Origin of the sequence: Cupriavidus lacunae (genome assembly GCF_003353055.1) — a bacterium.
Classification (GTDB): Bacteria; Pseudomonadota; Gammaproteobacteria; order Burkholderiales; family Burkholderiaceae; genus Cupriavidus; species Cupriavidus lacunae.
Map to the genome: position 1 here is coordinate 1 of NZ_QKWJ01000011.1, position 14,543 is coordinate 14,543.

Here is a 14,543-nt window from a genome sequence, read left to right on the forward strand (position 1 = left end):
CGCGAAAATTCGAGAGTAAACGCGAGTCTGGCGAAGTTAACAACCCCTTACCTCGAAATTTCGCAGCCTCAGGCTACATGCTCGGCTGCCGAGGCGGTCCTACTTCTGTATAAGGGAATGCCTTCATCCGGGCTTGCCCAGAGCGAGGTGTCGATGGCTCTCCTGCCGATTGTGCGGCGGGAGCAATGACAGCTGTCGTCAGCGTCGCGGACTTCCATGGAGGTTCCAGCACAAATGGCCACCATCGCCTATGGCCCAATCGCTATGAACCATAGGGCGCTATCGCGGGAGCCTGCAAGGCAAGGATGTGCCGGAACGTGGGCAAGGATACAATATTAGTTTAACTGTCGGCCGAAGGAACAATTTGTCTTTCAACTTTTTAAACTAATTTTGTTACGCGACCCTCTGGTTGCCCTTATTTTCCGTGTCCATGACGGGAACAAAATTAGTTTCACTGACGCAACTCGTTGGTTAAACTAACTTTGTATCCATTTCTAAACTAATTTTGTTCCGTGCGACCTGAAAGTCGCTTGAGTTTCTGTTTCACAGGAGAATTGATGACTGGATGAAACCGGTTGTTCCATCAACCGTTCCCTACCCAGACATGCGGAGCCGGTAACAGCTCGGTGTGAAGCTCTGGGGACAACGTAGCCGCCGGATAACCGGTACGCCAAGCCGCGAGGCGAAGCGGAATCTGCCAGCACGAAGGCGGAGAGGTGCTAGGGATGAGCGGGTACGACCAACACATGTGAACTTCCGATAAACGTCGTTAATTAGACCAAGCCAAACGTGCTGAAAGGCTTGAACCAAAACGGTATGCGGTATGGAGTGGCCACTGTGACATTGGCCACCATGGACGAAAGCCGCCGGCGAAAAGGAAGGGTCCGCCCCGCTCGGAAATTCATGCGGAACAGGGTAAGCCCGTAGCGCTGCCGGTAACGGCAGGCGAACCGCGAGGAACGCTGTTGGCGCTGCGGGTAAAGGAGTGCGGAGAAAGCGAACGCCTGTCTGTAATGGACGGGATACGGGTTGCGACACTACCCGACGCGAAAGCGGGCAGACTTCCGCATGGTCATTCGTGGCGAAAGAACTTTGACAAATCGTTATATGAGGGAAAGCAGATGACGGCGAACGATGCGAAAGCGTCCGGAACTGGTGCGCCCTCGCGCGCTGCACCGATGTGGGATCAGGCAAACTGGCCGCATATCGAGGCGGAGGTGAAACGACTTCAGGTGCGTATCGCCAAGGCCGCCCGGGCCGGCCGGTGGGGCAAGGTGAAAGTCTTGCAACGCCTGCTGACCCGCTCGCATAACGGCAAGATGTTGGCCGTGAAACGAGTGACGGAAAATCGTGGTAAGAGGACGCCGGGGGTGGACGGCAGGATCTGGTCATCTCCGGCGGCCAAATGGAAAGGAGTGTTGTCGCTGCGACATCGCGGCTATCGTGCGATGCCGTTGCGACGTGTTTATATTCCCAAGAGTAATGGGAAAAAGCGCCCGCTAGGAATCCCGTGTATGCGGTGCCGGTCGATGCAGGCTTTGTGGAAGCTCGCCCTGGAACCCGTCGCGGAGACCCTTGCTGATGCCAATTCCTACGGCTTTCGGCCCGAGCGCTCGACCGCCGATGCCATCGCACAGTGCTTCATCACTCTGGCTAAGCGTAGGTCGCCGGAGTGGGTTCTTGAGGGGGATATCCGAGGCTGTTTCGACAGTTTCAGTCATTCATGGTTCCTCGAGCACATACCGATGGATAAGGAGATCCTGCGCAAATGGCTTGAGGCCGGATATATCGATGAAGGAACCTTGTTCGAATCACGGGCTGGTACACCCCAAGGGGGTATCATCTCGCCAGTGATCGCGAACATGGCGTTGGATGGGCTTGAAGCCGCAGTCTACGCAAGTGTGGGAACATCCAGACTTGCCCGCCAAACGGCCCAACTCAACGTCGTCCGCTATGCCGATGACTTTGTGGTGACTGGTGTATCGAAAGATGTGCTGCAACTCAAGGTACTTCCCGCAGTCAGGCAGTTCATGGCTGCCCGAGGTCTGGAACTCTCGGAAGAGAAAACCAGAATCACACACATAGCGGAGGGTTTCGATTTCCTCGGCCAGAATGTACGCAAGTACAACGGCAAACTGCTGATCAAGCCAGCGAAAAAGAGCATCAAGTCGCTGACTGAGAAGGTCGGGGCGATCATCAAGAACAACGCGAGCGGCACGCAGGAGGCGTTGATACGCCAGCTTAACCCGGTCATCCGCGGATGGGCCCAGTATCATCGCCACATCGTGTCGAAAGCGATCTTCTCCTCGATAGACTCGCACATTTGGCTACGGCTCTGGAATTGGGCGAAGCGTCGCCACCCCATGAAAGGAGCCCGGTGGGTCAAGCAACGGTACTTCCGGCATGACGGGAACCGGGACTGGATTTTTGCAACGAAGGGTTCCACCGCGGGGGCTCCCCATGGCCTGCCACTCTTCCGCGCAGCGACGGTTGCCATACGGCGACACGTCAAGATCCGTGGACTGGCCAATCCGTATGACCTGGCATGGAACACGTACTTCGTCCGCCGTCGAACCGCGACACGCTCCGCCGAGCGGCCCGGTGCCCACAAAGGTGCTGAGGGAATGGCTTGAGCCGTATGCGGGGTGACCCGCCCGTACGGTTCTTAGATCCTATGTAGCAGGAGGTGCTCAACTGACTCGTAGAATCAGCGAGTCCAGGCCCTGCTCAAAGGAGAGGATCATGTGCGCAAATCAGGTATCGAAGCTCCGTGCCGGGGAAGTCATACTGGCGGTGTCGCTCGAACTGGCCGTCGGGAAGTGGAAGGTTGCGCTGCACGACGGGCTTCGGGAGAAGCCGGCGGTACATACGGTGACGCAACCGCAGGCCCTGGCGCGCCTGCAGGCGATGCTGGACCTGATCGAACGGCAAAAGGAGAAATGGTCGCTACCAGCAGACGTACGCATTGTGGTGAGCTACGAGGCCGGCCAGGACGGGTTCTGGATCTACCGGGCACTACGGGCTCGCGGGATCGAATGTTATGTCGTCGATCCCGCGAGCATCCCGGTTGAACGTCACAAGCGTCGCGCGAAGACGGACCGGCTTGATGTCATCAAACTGGTCATCAACCTGCGAGCGTGGCTGCGCGGCGAGCGCGATCGCATGCACGTCGTTCGTGTACCCTCGCCACAGGATGAGGCCTCACGCCATCTGATGCGTGATCGAGGTCAACTGAAAAAGGAAGTCCTGCAGCACCGTGACCGCATGAGAAAACTGCTGGTCACCTACGGTTGCTGGAACGAGGTCGATCACAAGGCCTTCGCCGAGCGGCTCGAACGCGATGAGATCACCTGTCACGACGGCGCGGCCCTGCCGGCGGAATTGCGCGAGCGGTTGCTACGCGAGACTGAACGGCTCGCGCTGGTCCAACGTCAACTCGCCACGCTGGAGGGGACATTGCAAGAGCTTCTGCCGGTGCCAGTGCGCGAGCGCATCGATCACCTGACACAACTCAAGGGCATTGGCCACATTGGTGCATCGCGTCTAGCCCTCGAACTCTTCTGGCGCGAGTTCAGCAATCGGCGGCAGGTCGGTGCGTGCGTCGGCCTGGTGCCCCAGCCGTACGACAGTGGCGAGAGTCGGGTAGACCAGGGCATTAGCAAACAAGGCAACCGATGGGTTCGCACGCAGCTTATCGAGACCGCTTGGCAGTGGCTGCGCCATCAGCCCGGCAGTGTGCTCACGCAGTGGTTCAACCAGCGCACCCAAAGTACGGGCCCCAATCGTCGGGCACGGCGGATCGCCATCGTCGCAGTGGCGCGGCGACTGGTAATTGCCCTATGGCGCTACCTGAAGGATGGCGTCATTCCTGATGGTGCACAGATGAAACCGGCTTGAGCCATATTGCAGGCCGAAAGTAGATAGTGAGGGACGCGACAATCGGATCACTGACTGTTGCCGTGGTTGAAGTGGACATGCCCGTCCGCCCCCTGGGTTGCCGACGCAACCGATTCTTAGATGGGGCATGTCACCCGGACAAGGTTCGGGCGCAGCGCGCATGCAGGATAGGGCTGGTAAACCGCCAGCGGATAGAAGGTTGTGAGGTGCTGAATCGTCTCACGAGCGCCACCGGCTTCAAACGCGAACATAAATGTGCTTGTCGCCAGTTGCTGAGCCCTGAATGCAGCGTGCATGTTGGTGAGCGCAATAGCACGCGCTCACCAACAGATGGCAGCAAGGGCAAGGGAGGGGAACTCGCCTAGTCGTTGTAGAAGGAGCCAATAACTTCACGAATCAATATGCGAAACACCTTGACAGCTCCCTGCTCATAGAAGGGGGCGGCGGCGCAGCAATGCGCCGCTGCTACCCGACTCGACCCTCTGGTTGCCCTTATTTTCCGTGCCCATGACGGGAACAAAATTAGTTTCACTGACGTGACCCGACCTTGGAATCGCCCGCCCATCCGCCCTCCCCGCCTGCGTCCGGCCTCCTTGCCGCATTGCCCACGCCGCTGGAGCAGCTGCGACTGCCGTCGGCGCTGTCCGGCGCGGCCGGCAGCAACCGCGCCCCCGCCACGGCCACGCGGATCGCCGCGGCCGACGACCTGGCTGCCGTCACCGCCTGGCTCGCGCGCTATGCCGATAGCGCGGCGACACTCGCCACCTACCGGCGCGAGGTCGAGCGGCAGCAAGAAGCTCGCGCGCAGCCATTCGGACTGGCGCCCCTTTGCCGGGTCGTTGTCGGCCGGCAGCGTGCGCCAGGCGATGGTGATCCTGAACGCCCTCTTCGCCTGGCTGACCGAGGCCGGCTACCTGGCTGGCAACCCGCTCGCGCTCGCCCGCCGCCGGCGCGCGCCCACCAGGCCGCGCATCACGCGCTACCTGAGCCATGATTGGTGGGCGACCGTGAAAGACACCGTCGCGGCGATGCCGACCGCCACCGCGCGCGAGCGCCTGCATGCGGCGCGCTGCCGATGGATACTGACCGTGCTCTATCTGGGTGGCTTGCGGGCGTCCGAATTGACAGCCACGACCATGGGTGCGTTCTTCTGCCGGCGCGATGCCCAGGGCATCGAGCGCTGGTGGCTGGAGGTGACCGGCAAGGGCAACAAGGTGCGCCTGGTACCGGCCTCCGACGAGCTCATCGCCGAACTGGCGCGCTACCGCCGCGCCCATGGACTGCCGCCTAACCCGCAGCCTGGGGAAACGCGCCCGTTGGTGCTGTCGGTGATCGGCCGTGAGACGGGTCGCGAGAAGGCCCTGTCACGCGGGGCCCTGCACCTGATTCTGAAAGCGGTGTTCGGCATGGCGGCCGAGCGCCTGCGGGCGCGCGGGCCCGAGTGGGAAGCGCAGGCCGATGTCCTGGCCAGCGCCTCGGCGCACTGGCTGCGCCACACCGCCGGCTCGCACATGACCGACCAGCAGGTCGACCTGCGTTTCGTGCGCGACAACTTTGGCCATGCCTCGATCGCCACCACCAGCGCTTACCTGCACAGCGAAGAGGATGCGCGACACGCGGCGACGCAGGAGCGGCACCGGATCGGCTGGACCAGCAAGACCTAGGATGAGCCCGCATCGCAACACCGCACAGCGCGAAGCCGTCTATCCGTCACGGTACCATCGAGGCAAGCTCCCTGCATTGCGACTTTCGCTCCCGCCCAAGCGCCACCACCACGCTATTCAAGCCATGAACCCATATCGCTACAGCGACAGTGAAATTGCCGCCGTCTATCGCGTCATCCGGGAGCGTCGACATGCGCCACTTTCGGCCGGACCCGCTCGATCCTGCCTTGCTGGAACGCTTGTTGCACGCGGCGCATCTCGCCCCCAGCGTCGGCTTCATGCAACCCTGGCGCTTCATCCGCATCACTGACAGGAGCCTGAGAACGCAGGTCCACGCGCTGGTCGATGCCGAACGCCAGCGCACCGCGATCGCCCTGGGCGAACGCGAGGACGAGTTCATGCGACTCAAGGTAGAGGGCATCCTGGACTGCGGGGAAGTCCTGGTGGCAGCGCTGATGGATGGACGTGAGCGGCATATCTTCGGTCGGCGCACCATGCCGGACATGGATCTCGCTTCGGTGGCCTGCGCCATCCAGAACCTCTGGCTTGCTGCGCGCGCGGAGGGAATCGGCGTGGGCTGGGTTTCCTTGTTCGACCCGGAACAGCTTGGCCGGCTGCTGCGGCTGCCGCCCGGTGCCCGGCCAGTGGCTGTGCTGTGCCTCGGCCAGGTCGACACCTTCTATGAGAAGCCGATGCTGGAACAGGAAGGCTGGGCCAGACGGCAATCGCTGGACGAGATGGTGTTCGAGAATGGCTGGACCAACCCCAGCTCCCCAATCGCCCCGGGCTGATTATTGATCCGGCAATTGTGTTCTTAGAAAATCACGATGGCCATCATGAAGTCGACCGATATGAGACGCGTTGTCGCGTAAGCCGCGGCAACAAGGGCAACCAGTCCCGGCTGTGCCGGCCACCGACGAGCTGATCGCCGAGCTGCCGCGCTACACCCGCGCCCATGGGCTGGCGCCCACCCCGCAGCCCGGAGAAGCGCGTCCACTGGTGCTGCCCGTGATCTGCCGTGAGACGGGCCGCGACAAGGCCCTGTCACGCGAGGCGCTGCCACCTGATTCCGCTGCCACCTGATTCTGAAGGAAGTGTTCGGCCTGGTCGACCTGCGAAGAGGATGCGCGGCACGAGGCCACCCAGGAGCGGCATCGTATTGGGTGGGTCGGGAAGACGTAAGGCGCACCCGCGTGGCGGCTTGAAGCGGGCCAGGGTGCGGGAAGCCAGGCTGCAACGGAGTTTTCCGCTAGCCTTTCCGAAGAACCCGTCACCCAAGGTACCGCTCAAGATCCGCATCTTCGAGGACCTCCTCCCATGCGCGCTGGACCTCTCCCTGAGCGAGGCTGAATTGCGCGAGGCGATCCGGATCTGGTGTCGCGGCACCCGCTACTGGGCTTGCTTCATCGAAGGCGCATCGCGGGTGGATCTGGCCGGATGACTCCGGCCGCCCGCTACGCGTGCCCGCCTCGAGTCCGGGCTGATAGCCATCGATCGCGCGTGGCCAGGGCCTGGCGGGTCTCCGTGAGTTCCTGGCGCAGCAGCTCGACCCGCAGCTCGGCTTCGGTACGCGCGGCCTCGCTGGCCTCTACCGCCGCCTGCGCCTCTCGCTTGAGACGCACCACCTCGACCGCGCTGGCCGAGGCGCGCGCCGCGCTGGCCACGATGACCGCCCGCGCCGAACAGCTGGCCAGCCGGGTTGGTCAGCTGGACGCGGCGCTGGTAGCGGCGCAGGAGCGCGCCACGACGGGCGAGCGCGCCCACGCCGAGGCGGTCGCCACCATCCAGGCGCGCTACGAGGCGCTGTCGAAGCAGCTGCTGCAGGAGACCGCGCACCAGCGCGACGCGGTGCATGCCGAGCGCGCCCAACTGGCGGCGCAGCTCAAGTTTGCCGAGCGGCGCATTGCCGCGCTCGAGCAGGAGCGCGCGCGCCTCGACGCGGACCTGGCCAGCGAGCGGGCGGCGCGTCAGAGCGCCGCCGGCGAGGCGAGCGCGCTCAAGGCCGTCACCGCCAGTCAGCGCGCCCAGCTCGACGAGCTGCTGCGCGCGACCCTGGCCGTGGCGCCACCACCGACCAAGGCGCGCGCGCCTTGGTCGACGGGCAAGGCGACCGCCAAGCGGTCCGCGCAGCCATGACCCCGGCCGACTGGATCGACACCGCGGCGGTACCGCCGCGCGCGTTGCCCGACACGGTCGAGGCGGCGCTCGCCTACCTGTCCGAGGCGCTGGGGCACGCGGTCTACGCGCACTGGACGCTAGCGCGCATCAAGCGCCGCTACGGCTCGCTGGCCGAGGCCAAGGCCGCGCAGCCGGTCGTGCTCAAGCTGCTGCTGGCGCACGATGGGGCGGTCGAATACTGGGAGCGCGGGCGCCTGCGCACAGTATCGGCAAACCAAGCGCCCAGCCCGCAGACGGTGCTCGCGCGGCTGCTGCACACGCACCGGCGCCGCTTCCGGTCTGGCGCCTCCTCCGGGAAGGAAGCCGCGGTGCCGGCGGCTGCGCAGGCGACGGGGCCGGCCGCGCCGAGTTCGTGGCTGGCTACCCATGGCCCGGCGGAACTGGCGTGGCTCGCCCGCGCCGGCCGCTTCGCCCAGCCGCACGCCGCCGCCAACACGCTCGGCGCCGCCGACGACGCGCAGGCGCTGGCGCTCTTCCTGCGCGAGCGGGCCGGGCGCTCGCCCCACACGCTGCGCGCCTATGGCGCCGAACTGCGCCGCCTGATGCGCTGGTGCGGGGCCCGCCAGCTCGGGCCCCTGTCCGACCTGAAGCGCCAGCAGCTGCTCGCTTACCGGCACGCGCTGCAGCACGGCGAGGGCCATACAACGGGCGCCCGGCCGCCCCGGTCGGAGGCCACGCGCACACGTGCGCTGGCGGTGGTGGCGAGCTGCTACCGCTACTGGTACGACACCGGCTACCTGCACGCCAACCCGGCCGCCGGCCTGTCCGCGGGCAGCCGCGCGCGCCGGCTTCGCCCCGACGCGGCTGCTCCCGCCGGCGCTGCTGGCCGCGTGCGACGCCTGGCTCGACGCGCCGGAGCCTGACGTCGCCAACACCCTGACGGCACAGCGGCGGCGCGCGATCTGGGCGCTGTACCGCTACGCCGGCGTGCGCCTGGCGGAACTGGCCTGGTCGGCCGAGACGGGGCTGCCTCGGCTGGAGGCGGAAGCGCCCGGGCGCTGGACCCTCTATGTCTGCGGCAAGGGGCGCAAGCCCAGGGCCATCCCGCTGCCGACCCCGTGCGTCGCGGTGCTGCGCGCCTACCGATGCGCCCGCGGCCTGCCGACCGAGCCGCCCGTGCACGAAGCGCTGCCGGTGATCCACGGCCACAAGGGCGAAGCACTGCAGTCGGCAGGCCTGTACCGGGAGGTCAAGGCCATCTTTGCGGCCGTGGCCGATGGCCTGCAGGCACGCGAGCCGGCGCAGGCGCTGCTATTGCGTGCGGCGTCGCCGCACTGGCTGCGCCACGCCTATGCGCGCACGCTGGTGGTCGACCACCAGCGTGCCGCTGCCCGCCGCGCAGGCGTTGCTCGGGCACGCCTCGGTGCAGACCACGGCGGCCTACGCCCGAACCGACCTGAGCCAGCTGAGGACCTTTGTGGAGCAGACTTTCGCCGGGCCGTTGCAGTATGAGGATTGAGCAGGCCGAAAACCAGGGGAAGGCTGGCATGGCGAGGGTCGGTCGATTCGAACTGAACGCCGCACGATCATCCGGGGAGCAGTGACCCTACGCTAACACTTGGTCCTGACAGATCTGGCTGTGCGTATCGGTCGAAATCGTCCAGTCCACCTTGGCGACGCGTTTGTTGGTGTGCCACACATGATCGCCAGTCATGTTGATGTGATTCCAGCCGAGCGGCGCGATGTGCGACAGCAGCGCGTCGTCGATTGCGCGCTGCTGTCATACGTTCAGCGAACATAAGTGAGCGTCCCTTCATGGCCGCGTGCTGCGACGACGACAATCGCCCCCTTGCCGCCGGTCGTTGAAACATCAGAGACCCGAGACCATCGAGATCGAAGTGCCGCACTCGGTCCGACGACGACCACCCTAACGTCCGTCGACCCCTTGGTCACCGGCGCTCGCCCGTACCCTTCCGATAGAAACTTGGCGAGTTTCCAGTCCATTTTCTGAAAGATCGCCGAAAACTCGCTGCATCGGAAAATCCGATTCTCTCGGCCACCTGATCGATGGGAAGCCGCGTGTTTTCAAGAAACTCAATGGCGAGCGACCGGCGGACGTCGTTCAGCAGCGCTTGGTACGAGTAGTGATCGTCGGCCAAACGACGGTGCAAAGTTCTGAGCGACATGCCGAGTTGCGCCGCCATCTTCTCTGCAGAAGGAAACACGCCCGGCGTATTCAGGCACGCCATACGAATCTGTCGCGGCAACTCGGAAATGCCGTCTCCTTCTTCGAGAATGCGATCGCACAATTGCTGGCAGATCTGCGCGGTAATCGGATTAGCGTTCGGACACGGACGGTCCAGCACGTTCACGTCGAAATGCCACTCCATGGAATCGGCACCGAACTCCACCGGGCAATCGAACATTCTTTCGTAGTTGCGCCAATGCGGCGGCGCGGGATACGCCATGACCATCCGCTTCGATGGAAATGGCGCTTCCAGTACCCGGCTGAATAACACGGTCATCGAGCTTCGCCAGAATTCGGCGACGAAAGGCAACATGTCGCCGAGCGATGCGAGCCCATGGCTGCTCAGAATGCCGGTATTGCCCTCCGTCGAATAGCTGATCTGCAATACCGCGCCGGCCATCCTGACATTTTCGACGCTGAACTTCAGTGCGTCGCCAAAGGTCGTGCTGCTGACCATCGCATAGCCGTAGATGCCGAAATCGCTGATCCGCTGGCGCGCACCTGCGAGCAATCCCACGTCGGCGCGTGTTGCCAGTCGCAGCGCATTCCGATAAATCGCAATGCGCTGGCGATGCGACATCCGCGCCTGCGAATCCTCCATCTGGCTGGCGTTGACGCCGGTATTCGCAAACAGTTTATCGACAGAAACGCCTTCGGCCGCGAGTTCGGCGGCAAGCGCAGCCAACCCGAGAAGACTCTGCGTGGGCGCGTCCAGATCGGGATGCAGCGGCGTGATCATTTTCGAGGGTCGCACGATACGTCTCACTCCAATGAGTGCCTATGCTCGCATACTTTTCCGCTCGCCGTTGGGCAAGCTTGGCACATTTTGACATGGAAGTTGGCAGGGTTGAACGTCGCCGCGCCGTCACCTCGATGAGATAGTAACCGTCAACGGCACAAGCCGAAAAATAGATGGAGACAAGCCATGAAGCCCTCAGCGAACTTCTACCGCGCACTAGTAACAACCCTGACCGGTGCGGATCCGAACCTTCCGCATGGCGCAATCCGCCCCGTTCACGCCGCAACGCAACGCGCCGCACTAGTCCGATCCGGCACGGCTGCAGCGTAACTCATTGGCATCGGTCACTTCAGCCGGATTCCCCCCACGAATGCAGCGCCGCGAAAGCCGCTCGAAGCGACATCGAGTTGGCGTCTTTGCTCCGCCTGTCGAAACTTGCAGAGAGAACCATGAGCACAGTAAAAATTGAAATGGACGGCGCCGTTGGCATCATTGCCCTCGCCAAACCGCCGCACAACCTGATCGACGACGCGATGATTGGCGATCTGCTCGCCGCGTATCGCACAGCCATTGCCGACGGCGCCCGCGCGATCGTGCTCAAGAGCGAGATGCGGCACTTTTCGGCCGGCGCCGAAATGAGCACGTTCACCAATGGCAAGACCGTGATCCAGCACAGCGAGGAGCAGCTCTTCGAATTCTTCGATGTACTGGAAAACACGCCGGTCCCGACTATCGCCGCCGTTCATGGCGCGGCGCTTGGCGGCGGCCTCGAACTGGCACTGACTTGCGACATGATCGTTGCCGCGGACACGGCCTATTTCGGCCAGGTCGAAAGTATCGTGGGGCTGATTCCGCTGCTAGGCGGTGCTCAACGGCTCGTTCAGCGAGCGGGTGTCGCACGCGCCAAGGAGATTTCGCTGATCGGGCGCCGGCATTCGGCTGAATCGTTCGAACGCTGGGGCATCGTCAATCACGTCGTGGCCGAAGCCGAACTCCTGACGGCCGCCATGTCGTTTGCCCGTCAACTGGCCGCGGGACCGACCAAAGTGCTCAACGGCATCAAGCGGCTCGCGAATCTCGCCGCGAGCGGCGGCGTACACAGCGCCGACCTGGAGCAGATCAATGCCAATAACACGATCTGGCAAACGGCCGACCGCGAAAGAGGTTTCGCCGCGTTCTTTTCGACCGGACCGGGAACCGCCGAATTCAAGGGAGATTGATCATGTCAGCACCGCTCCAAGGCATTCGCGTGATCGACTTCACCCGTGTTCTGGCCGGACCGCACTGCACTAAAACGCTGCTCGACCTCGGCGCGACCGTCACCAAGATCGAGCCGCCGTCCGGCGACATAGGCCGCGTGAGCATGCCGCACATCGGCGACATGTCGCTGTATTACGTGCAGCAGAATGCCGGCAAACGCAGCCTCAGTCTCGACCTCAACTTTCCTGAGGCTCGCGAGATCATGGCCGATATGTGCCGCGACGCGGACATCATCGTCGAGAATTTCCGGCCCGGTACGCTGGAACGATTCGGTCTCGGCTATGAACAGGTGCGCGCATTCAATCCGTCCGTGATCTATGCGTCGCTGAGCGGCTACGGGCAATCGACGACCTGGCGAAACCGTCCCGCGTTCGCGCCGACCGTGCAGGCGGAGTCCGGATTGACGGATATCGTTCAGAACCATTTCGGCGATGCGCTCACCGAAGTCCGTAACGACGCGTGCAGCCACGCCGACATGTACACCGGCCTGCACGGCGTGATCGGAATTCTGGCTGCGCTTCAGCATCGCGCGCGAACGGGTCAGGGGCAGTATGTGGATGTGTCGATGGCCGCCACCATGCTGTCCGTCAACGAACGCCTGGGCGCGCAATTGTCGGAGATCGATACCGAAGGCGAACCGATCATTCTTTCGGCGCCCGATTCGCACATCTTCGATCTGCCGGATGGCCGCCAACTCACCATCGCGGGCAGCCCGATCTACACGCCGATGTTCAACCGCTACTGCGCGATGATGCGTCGCAACGATCTGCTGAGCGACCCGCGTTTCGGCACGGCTCTGCTGCGTCGGCAAAACATTGCCGATCTGCTCGCCGAAGTCCGCGCGTGGATTCTCACCTTCAACGATCTCGATCTGCTCCAGGCCCAAGTGAGCGAAGGCGGCCTCGCGATTGGCGTGGTCCGCAGCGTCAACGAATTCGCCGATTCCGAATGGGTGCAGGAATGGGGTGCGCTGGTCGATGTCGACGACCGCTCCGGCGGCACGACACGCATGCCCGGCGCGCCGTGGCATTTCAGCGAGTCCGAGTTGCCGCAGCCGGGCAGCCCCGCGTTTCAGGGCGAACACAACGCGGAATTACTGGCCGAGCGCAAGCTCAGCGCCGCGTTCATCCAGGACTTGCAGGAACGCGGCATCCTCCTGAGCCGGCACAGCCCCGCGAAGCCGTTCGACTGAGCGCGATACCACACGCACGTGAACGAGCCCGGTCAATCATTGACCGGCTCGCGCCATCACCCGATAGAAACGGGACGAACATGCAACAGCCTTTGAATCAGACTCACGATCCCGCCGCGCGCAGTTGGATCGAGTCCGCGAATGCACCGGCGGCCGACTTTCCCATCCAGAATCTGCCCTACGCGGTGCTCCGTCGAAAGAACACTGACGAAGCGTTTCGCGGCGCGGTCGCCATTGGTGATCAGGCGCTCGATATCGCCGCGTGGGCATCCCGCGCGGGTCTGAACGGTACCGCCGCCGACGCCGCGCGGGCATGCGGCCAGCCCGTGCTCAACGCATTCTTCGGGATGGGACCGTCCGCGTGGCGCGCATTGCGGCACGCACTATTCTCCGCGCTTCACGAACACGCGCCGTCCGACGATCGCGCGGCAATCGAGGCGTGTTTGATTCCGCTAACGGACGTGGAATGCGGTTTGCCCGCGCGGATCGGCGACTATACAGATTTCTACACCTCGCTGTATCACGCGACCAACATCAGCAAGTTGCTCGGCCTGAGCGGCGTGGGCGCCAACTTCAAGTCGATACCGATTGCGTATCATGGCCGGGTGTCGAGCATTGGGTTGAGCGGTCAGAAGTTCGTGCGCCCAGCGGGGCAAATCATGCTTCCCGGCAGCGACGCGCCGATCTTCTCGCCGTCGCTCAAGCTCGACTACGAACTCGAACTCGGCATCTACATCGGACAGGGCAACGCCGCCGGAGAACCGATCGAACTCGACCAGGCCGACAGTCACGTGTTCGGCTTATGCCTGCTCAACGACTGGTCCGCGCGCGATATCCAGGCGTGGGAAATGCAGCCATTAGGCCCGTTTCTGGCCAAGAACTTCGCCACCACCATTTCACCGTGGATCGTGACGATGGAAGCGCTGGCGCCGTTCAGGCTTCCGCTGGCGCGCCCCGCTACTGATCCAAAGCCGCTGCCATACCTGGACTCCGATCGGAACAGGATGGCGGGCGCGATCGATATTCAACTGGAAGTCTGGATGGAGACGGCGCGACATCGCGCCGGCCAGCTTCCGGCCTCGCAACTCTCGCACACCAGTTTCAAACATCAGTACTGGAGCGTCGCCCAGATGGTCGCGCATCACGCCGTGAACGGCTGCAATCTGCGCGCGGGCGATCTGCTTGGCAGCGGCACGGTGTCGGGCCCGGAGAGATCGGAGGCCGGCGCGTTGATGGAACTGGCACGCAACACAAGCGAACCGGTCACGCTGAATACGGGCGAAAAACGCAGCTACGTGGAAGACGGCGACGCCATCATTCTGCGCGGCTACTGCGAGAAACCGGGCTTCGCGCGAATCGGCTTCGGCGAGAGCCGCGGCGAAGTACTACCGGCCAAGGTCTAGCGATTTGCCATTCAGATGTCCG

General features: G+C 63.5%; 10 protein-coding genes and 3 pseudogenes. 11 read left to right on the plus strand and 2 right to left on the minus strand.

Annotated elements, in window-relative coordinates; all coding sequences use genetic code 11:
- The first annotated feature begins 1,121 nt into the window (after positions 1-1,121).
- The 6 genes and pseudogenes from ltrA to DN412_RS11660 all read left to right on the plus strand — a co-directional run bounded on the left by ltrA (position 1,122) and on the right by DN412_RS11660 (position 7,002).
- Complete coding sequence (gene ltrA / locus DN412_RS11635; RefSeq protein WP_115015300.1) at positions 1,122-2,633, plus strand: group II intron reverse transcriptase/maturase; 1,512 nt, start codon at positions 1,122-1,124, stop codon at positions 2,631-2,633.
- Between the two features lie 109 nt (positions 2,634-2,742).
- Positions 2,743-3,897, plus strand: a complete 1,155-nt coding sequence (locus tag DN412_RS11640; protein ID WP_115015303.1) for an IS110 family RNA-guided transposase — start codon at positions 2,743-2,745, stop codon at positions 3,895-3,897.
- Positions 3,898-4,444: 547 nt separating this feature from the next.
- A pseudogene (locus tag DN412_RS11645) lies at positions 4,445-5,561 on the plus strand (tyrosine-type recombinase/integrase).
- 124 nt (positions 5,562-5,685) lie between these two features.
- Positions 5,686-6,352 (plus strand): annotated as a pseudogene (bluB, locus tag DN412_RS11650) (5,6-dimethylbenzimidazole synthase).
- A 70-nt stretch (positions 6,353-6,422) separates the two neighbouring features.
- Positions 6,423-6,644 carry a hypothetical protein gene (locus tag DN412_RS44030; RefSeq protein WP_208647596.1) on the plus strand — a complete coding sequence of 74 codons (222 nt, stop codon included), beginning with the start codon at positions 6,423-6,425 and terminating at the stop codon, positions 6,642-6,644.
- A 118-nt stretch (positions 6,645-6,762) separates the two neighbouring features.
- Positions 6,763-7,002 carry a ProQ/FinO family protein gene (locus DN412_RS11660; RefSeq protein WP_244222631.1) on the plus strand — a complete coding sequence of 80 codons (240 nt, stop codon included), beginning with the start codon at positions 6,763-6,765 and terminating at the stop codon, positions 7,000-7,002.
- Positions 7,003-7,015: 13 nt separating this feature from the next.
- Here the strand turns inward: DN412_RS11660 and DN412_RS11665 are convergent, their stop codons facing one another.
- Positions 7,016-7,183 (minus strand): hypothetical protein, encoded by a 168-nt coding sequence (locus DN412_RS11665; protein WP_244222632.1) that lies wholly within the window; start codon positions 7,181-7,183, stop codon positions 7,016-7,018.
- On the opposite strand from DN412_RS11665, the gene DN412_RS11670 reads away from it, so the two are divergent.
- Positions 7,173-7,697, plus strand: coding sequence for a hypothetical protein (locus DN412_RS11670; protein ID WP_425267408.1), 525 nt, complete (start codon positions 7,173-7,175; stop codon positions 7,695-7,697). The two genes, DN412_RS11665 and DN412_RS11670, sit on opposite strands and share 11 nt — an antisense overlap.
- Positions 7,694-9,198, plus strand: a pseudogene (locus DN412_RS11675) (tyrosine-type recombinase/integrase). The gene DN412_RS11670 and the pseudogene DN412_RS11675 overlap by 4 nt, the downstream one beginning before the upstream one ends.
- Positions 9,199-9,628: 430 nt before the next feature.
- On the opposite strand, the gene DN412_RS11680 reads toward DN412_RS11675, so the two are convergent.
- A complete protein-coding gene (locus DN412_RS11680; RefSeq protein ID WP_244222633.1) occupies positions 9,629-10,666 on the minus strand; it encodes an AraC family transcriptional regulator in 1,038 nt (345 codons plus the stop codon).
- A gap of 449 nt (positions 10,667-11,115) precedes the next feature.
- Between DN412_RS11680 and DN412_RS11685 the strand changes: the two genes are divergently transcribed.
- The 3 genes from DN412_RS11685 (at position 11,116) to fahA (ending at position 14,521) form a co-directional block, all read left to right on the plus strand.
- Complete coding sequence (locus DN412_RS11685) at positions 11,116-11,886, plus strand: enoyl-CoA hydratase/isomerase family protein (protein WP_115015312.1); 771 nt, start codon at positions 11,116-11,118, stop codon at positions 11,884-11,886.
- A gap of 2 nt (positions 11,887-11,888) precedes the next feature.
- Complete coding sequence (locus DN412_RS11690) at positions 11,889-13,118, plus strand: CaiB/BaiF CoA transferase family protein (protein ID WP_115015315.1); 1,230 nt, start codon at positions 11,889-11,891, stop codon at positions 13,116-13,118.
- 80 nt (positions 13,119-13,198) lie between these two features.
- Positions 13,199-14,521: a fumarylacetoacetase gene (fahA, locus tag DN412_RS11695; RefSeq protein ID WP_115015319.1), complete on the plus strand. Its 1,323-nt coding sequence runs from the start codon at positions 13,199-13,201 to the stop codon at positions 14,519-14,521.
- Positions 14,522-14,543 lie beyond the last annotated feature (22 nt).

What these genes read in the sequence shown, in the direction of transcription:
- ltrA (WP_115015300.1), top strand. Translation starts at nt 1,122, where the DNA reads ATGACGGCGAACGATGCGAAAGCGTCCGGAACTGGTGCGCCCTCGCGC.
- DN412_RS11640 (WP_115015303.1), top strand. Translation starts at nt 2,743, where the DNA reads ATGTGCGCAAATCAGGTATCGAAGCTCCGTGCCGGGGAAGTCATACTG.
- fahA (WP_115015319.1), top strand. Translation starts at nt 13,199, where the DNA reads ATGCAACAGCCTTTGAATCAGACTCACGATCCCGCCGCGCGCAGTTGG.
- DN412_RS11685 (WP_115015312.1), top strand. Translation starts at nt 11,116, where the DNA reads ATGAGCACAGTAAAAATTGAAATGGACGGCGCCGTTGGCATCATTGCC.
- DN412_RS11690 (WP_115015315.1), top strand. Translation starts at nt 11,889, where the DNA reads ATGTCAGCACCGCTCCAAGGCATTCGCGTGATCGACTTCACCCGTGTT.
- DN412_RS11680 (WP_244222633.1), bottom strand. Translation starts at nt 10,666, where the DNA reads ATGATCACGCCGCTGCATCCCGATCTGGACGCGCCCACGCAGAGTCTT.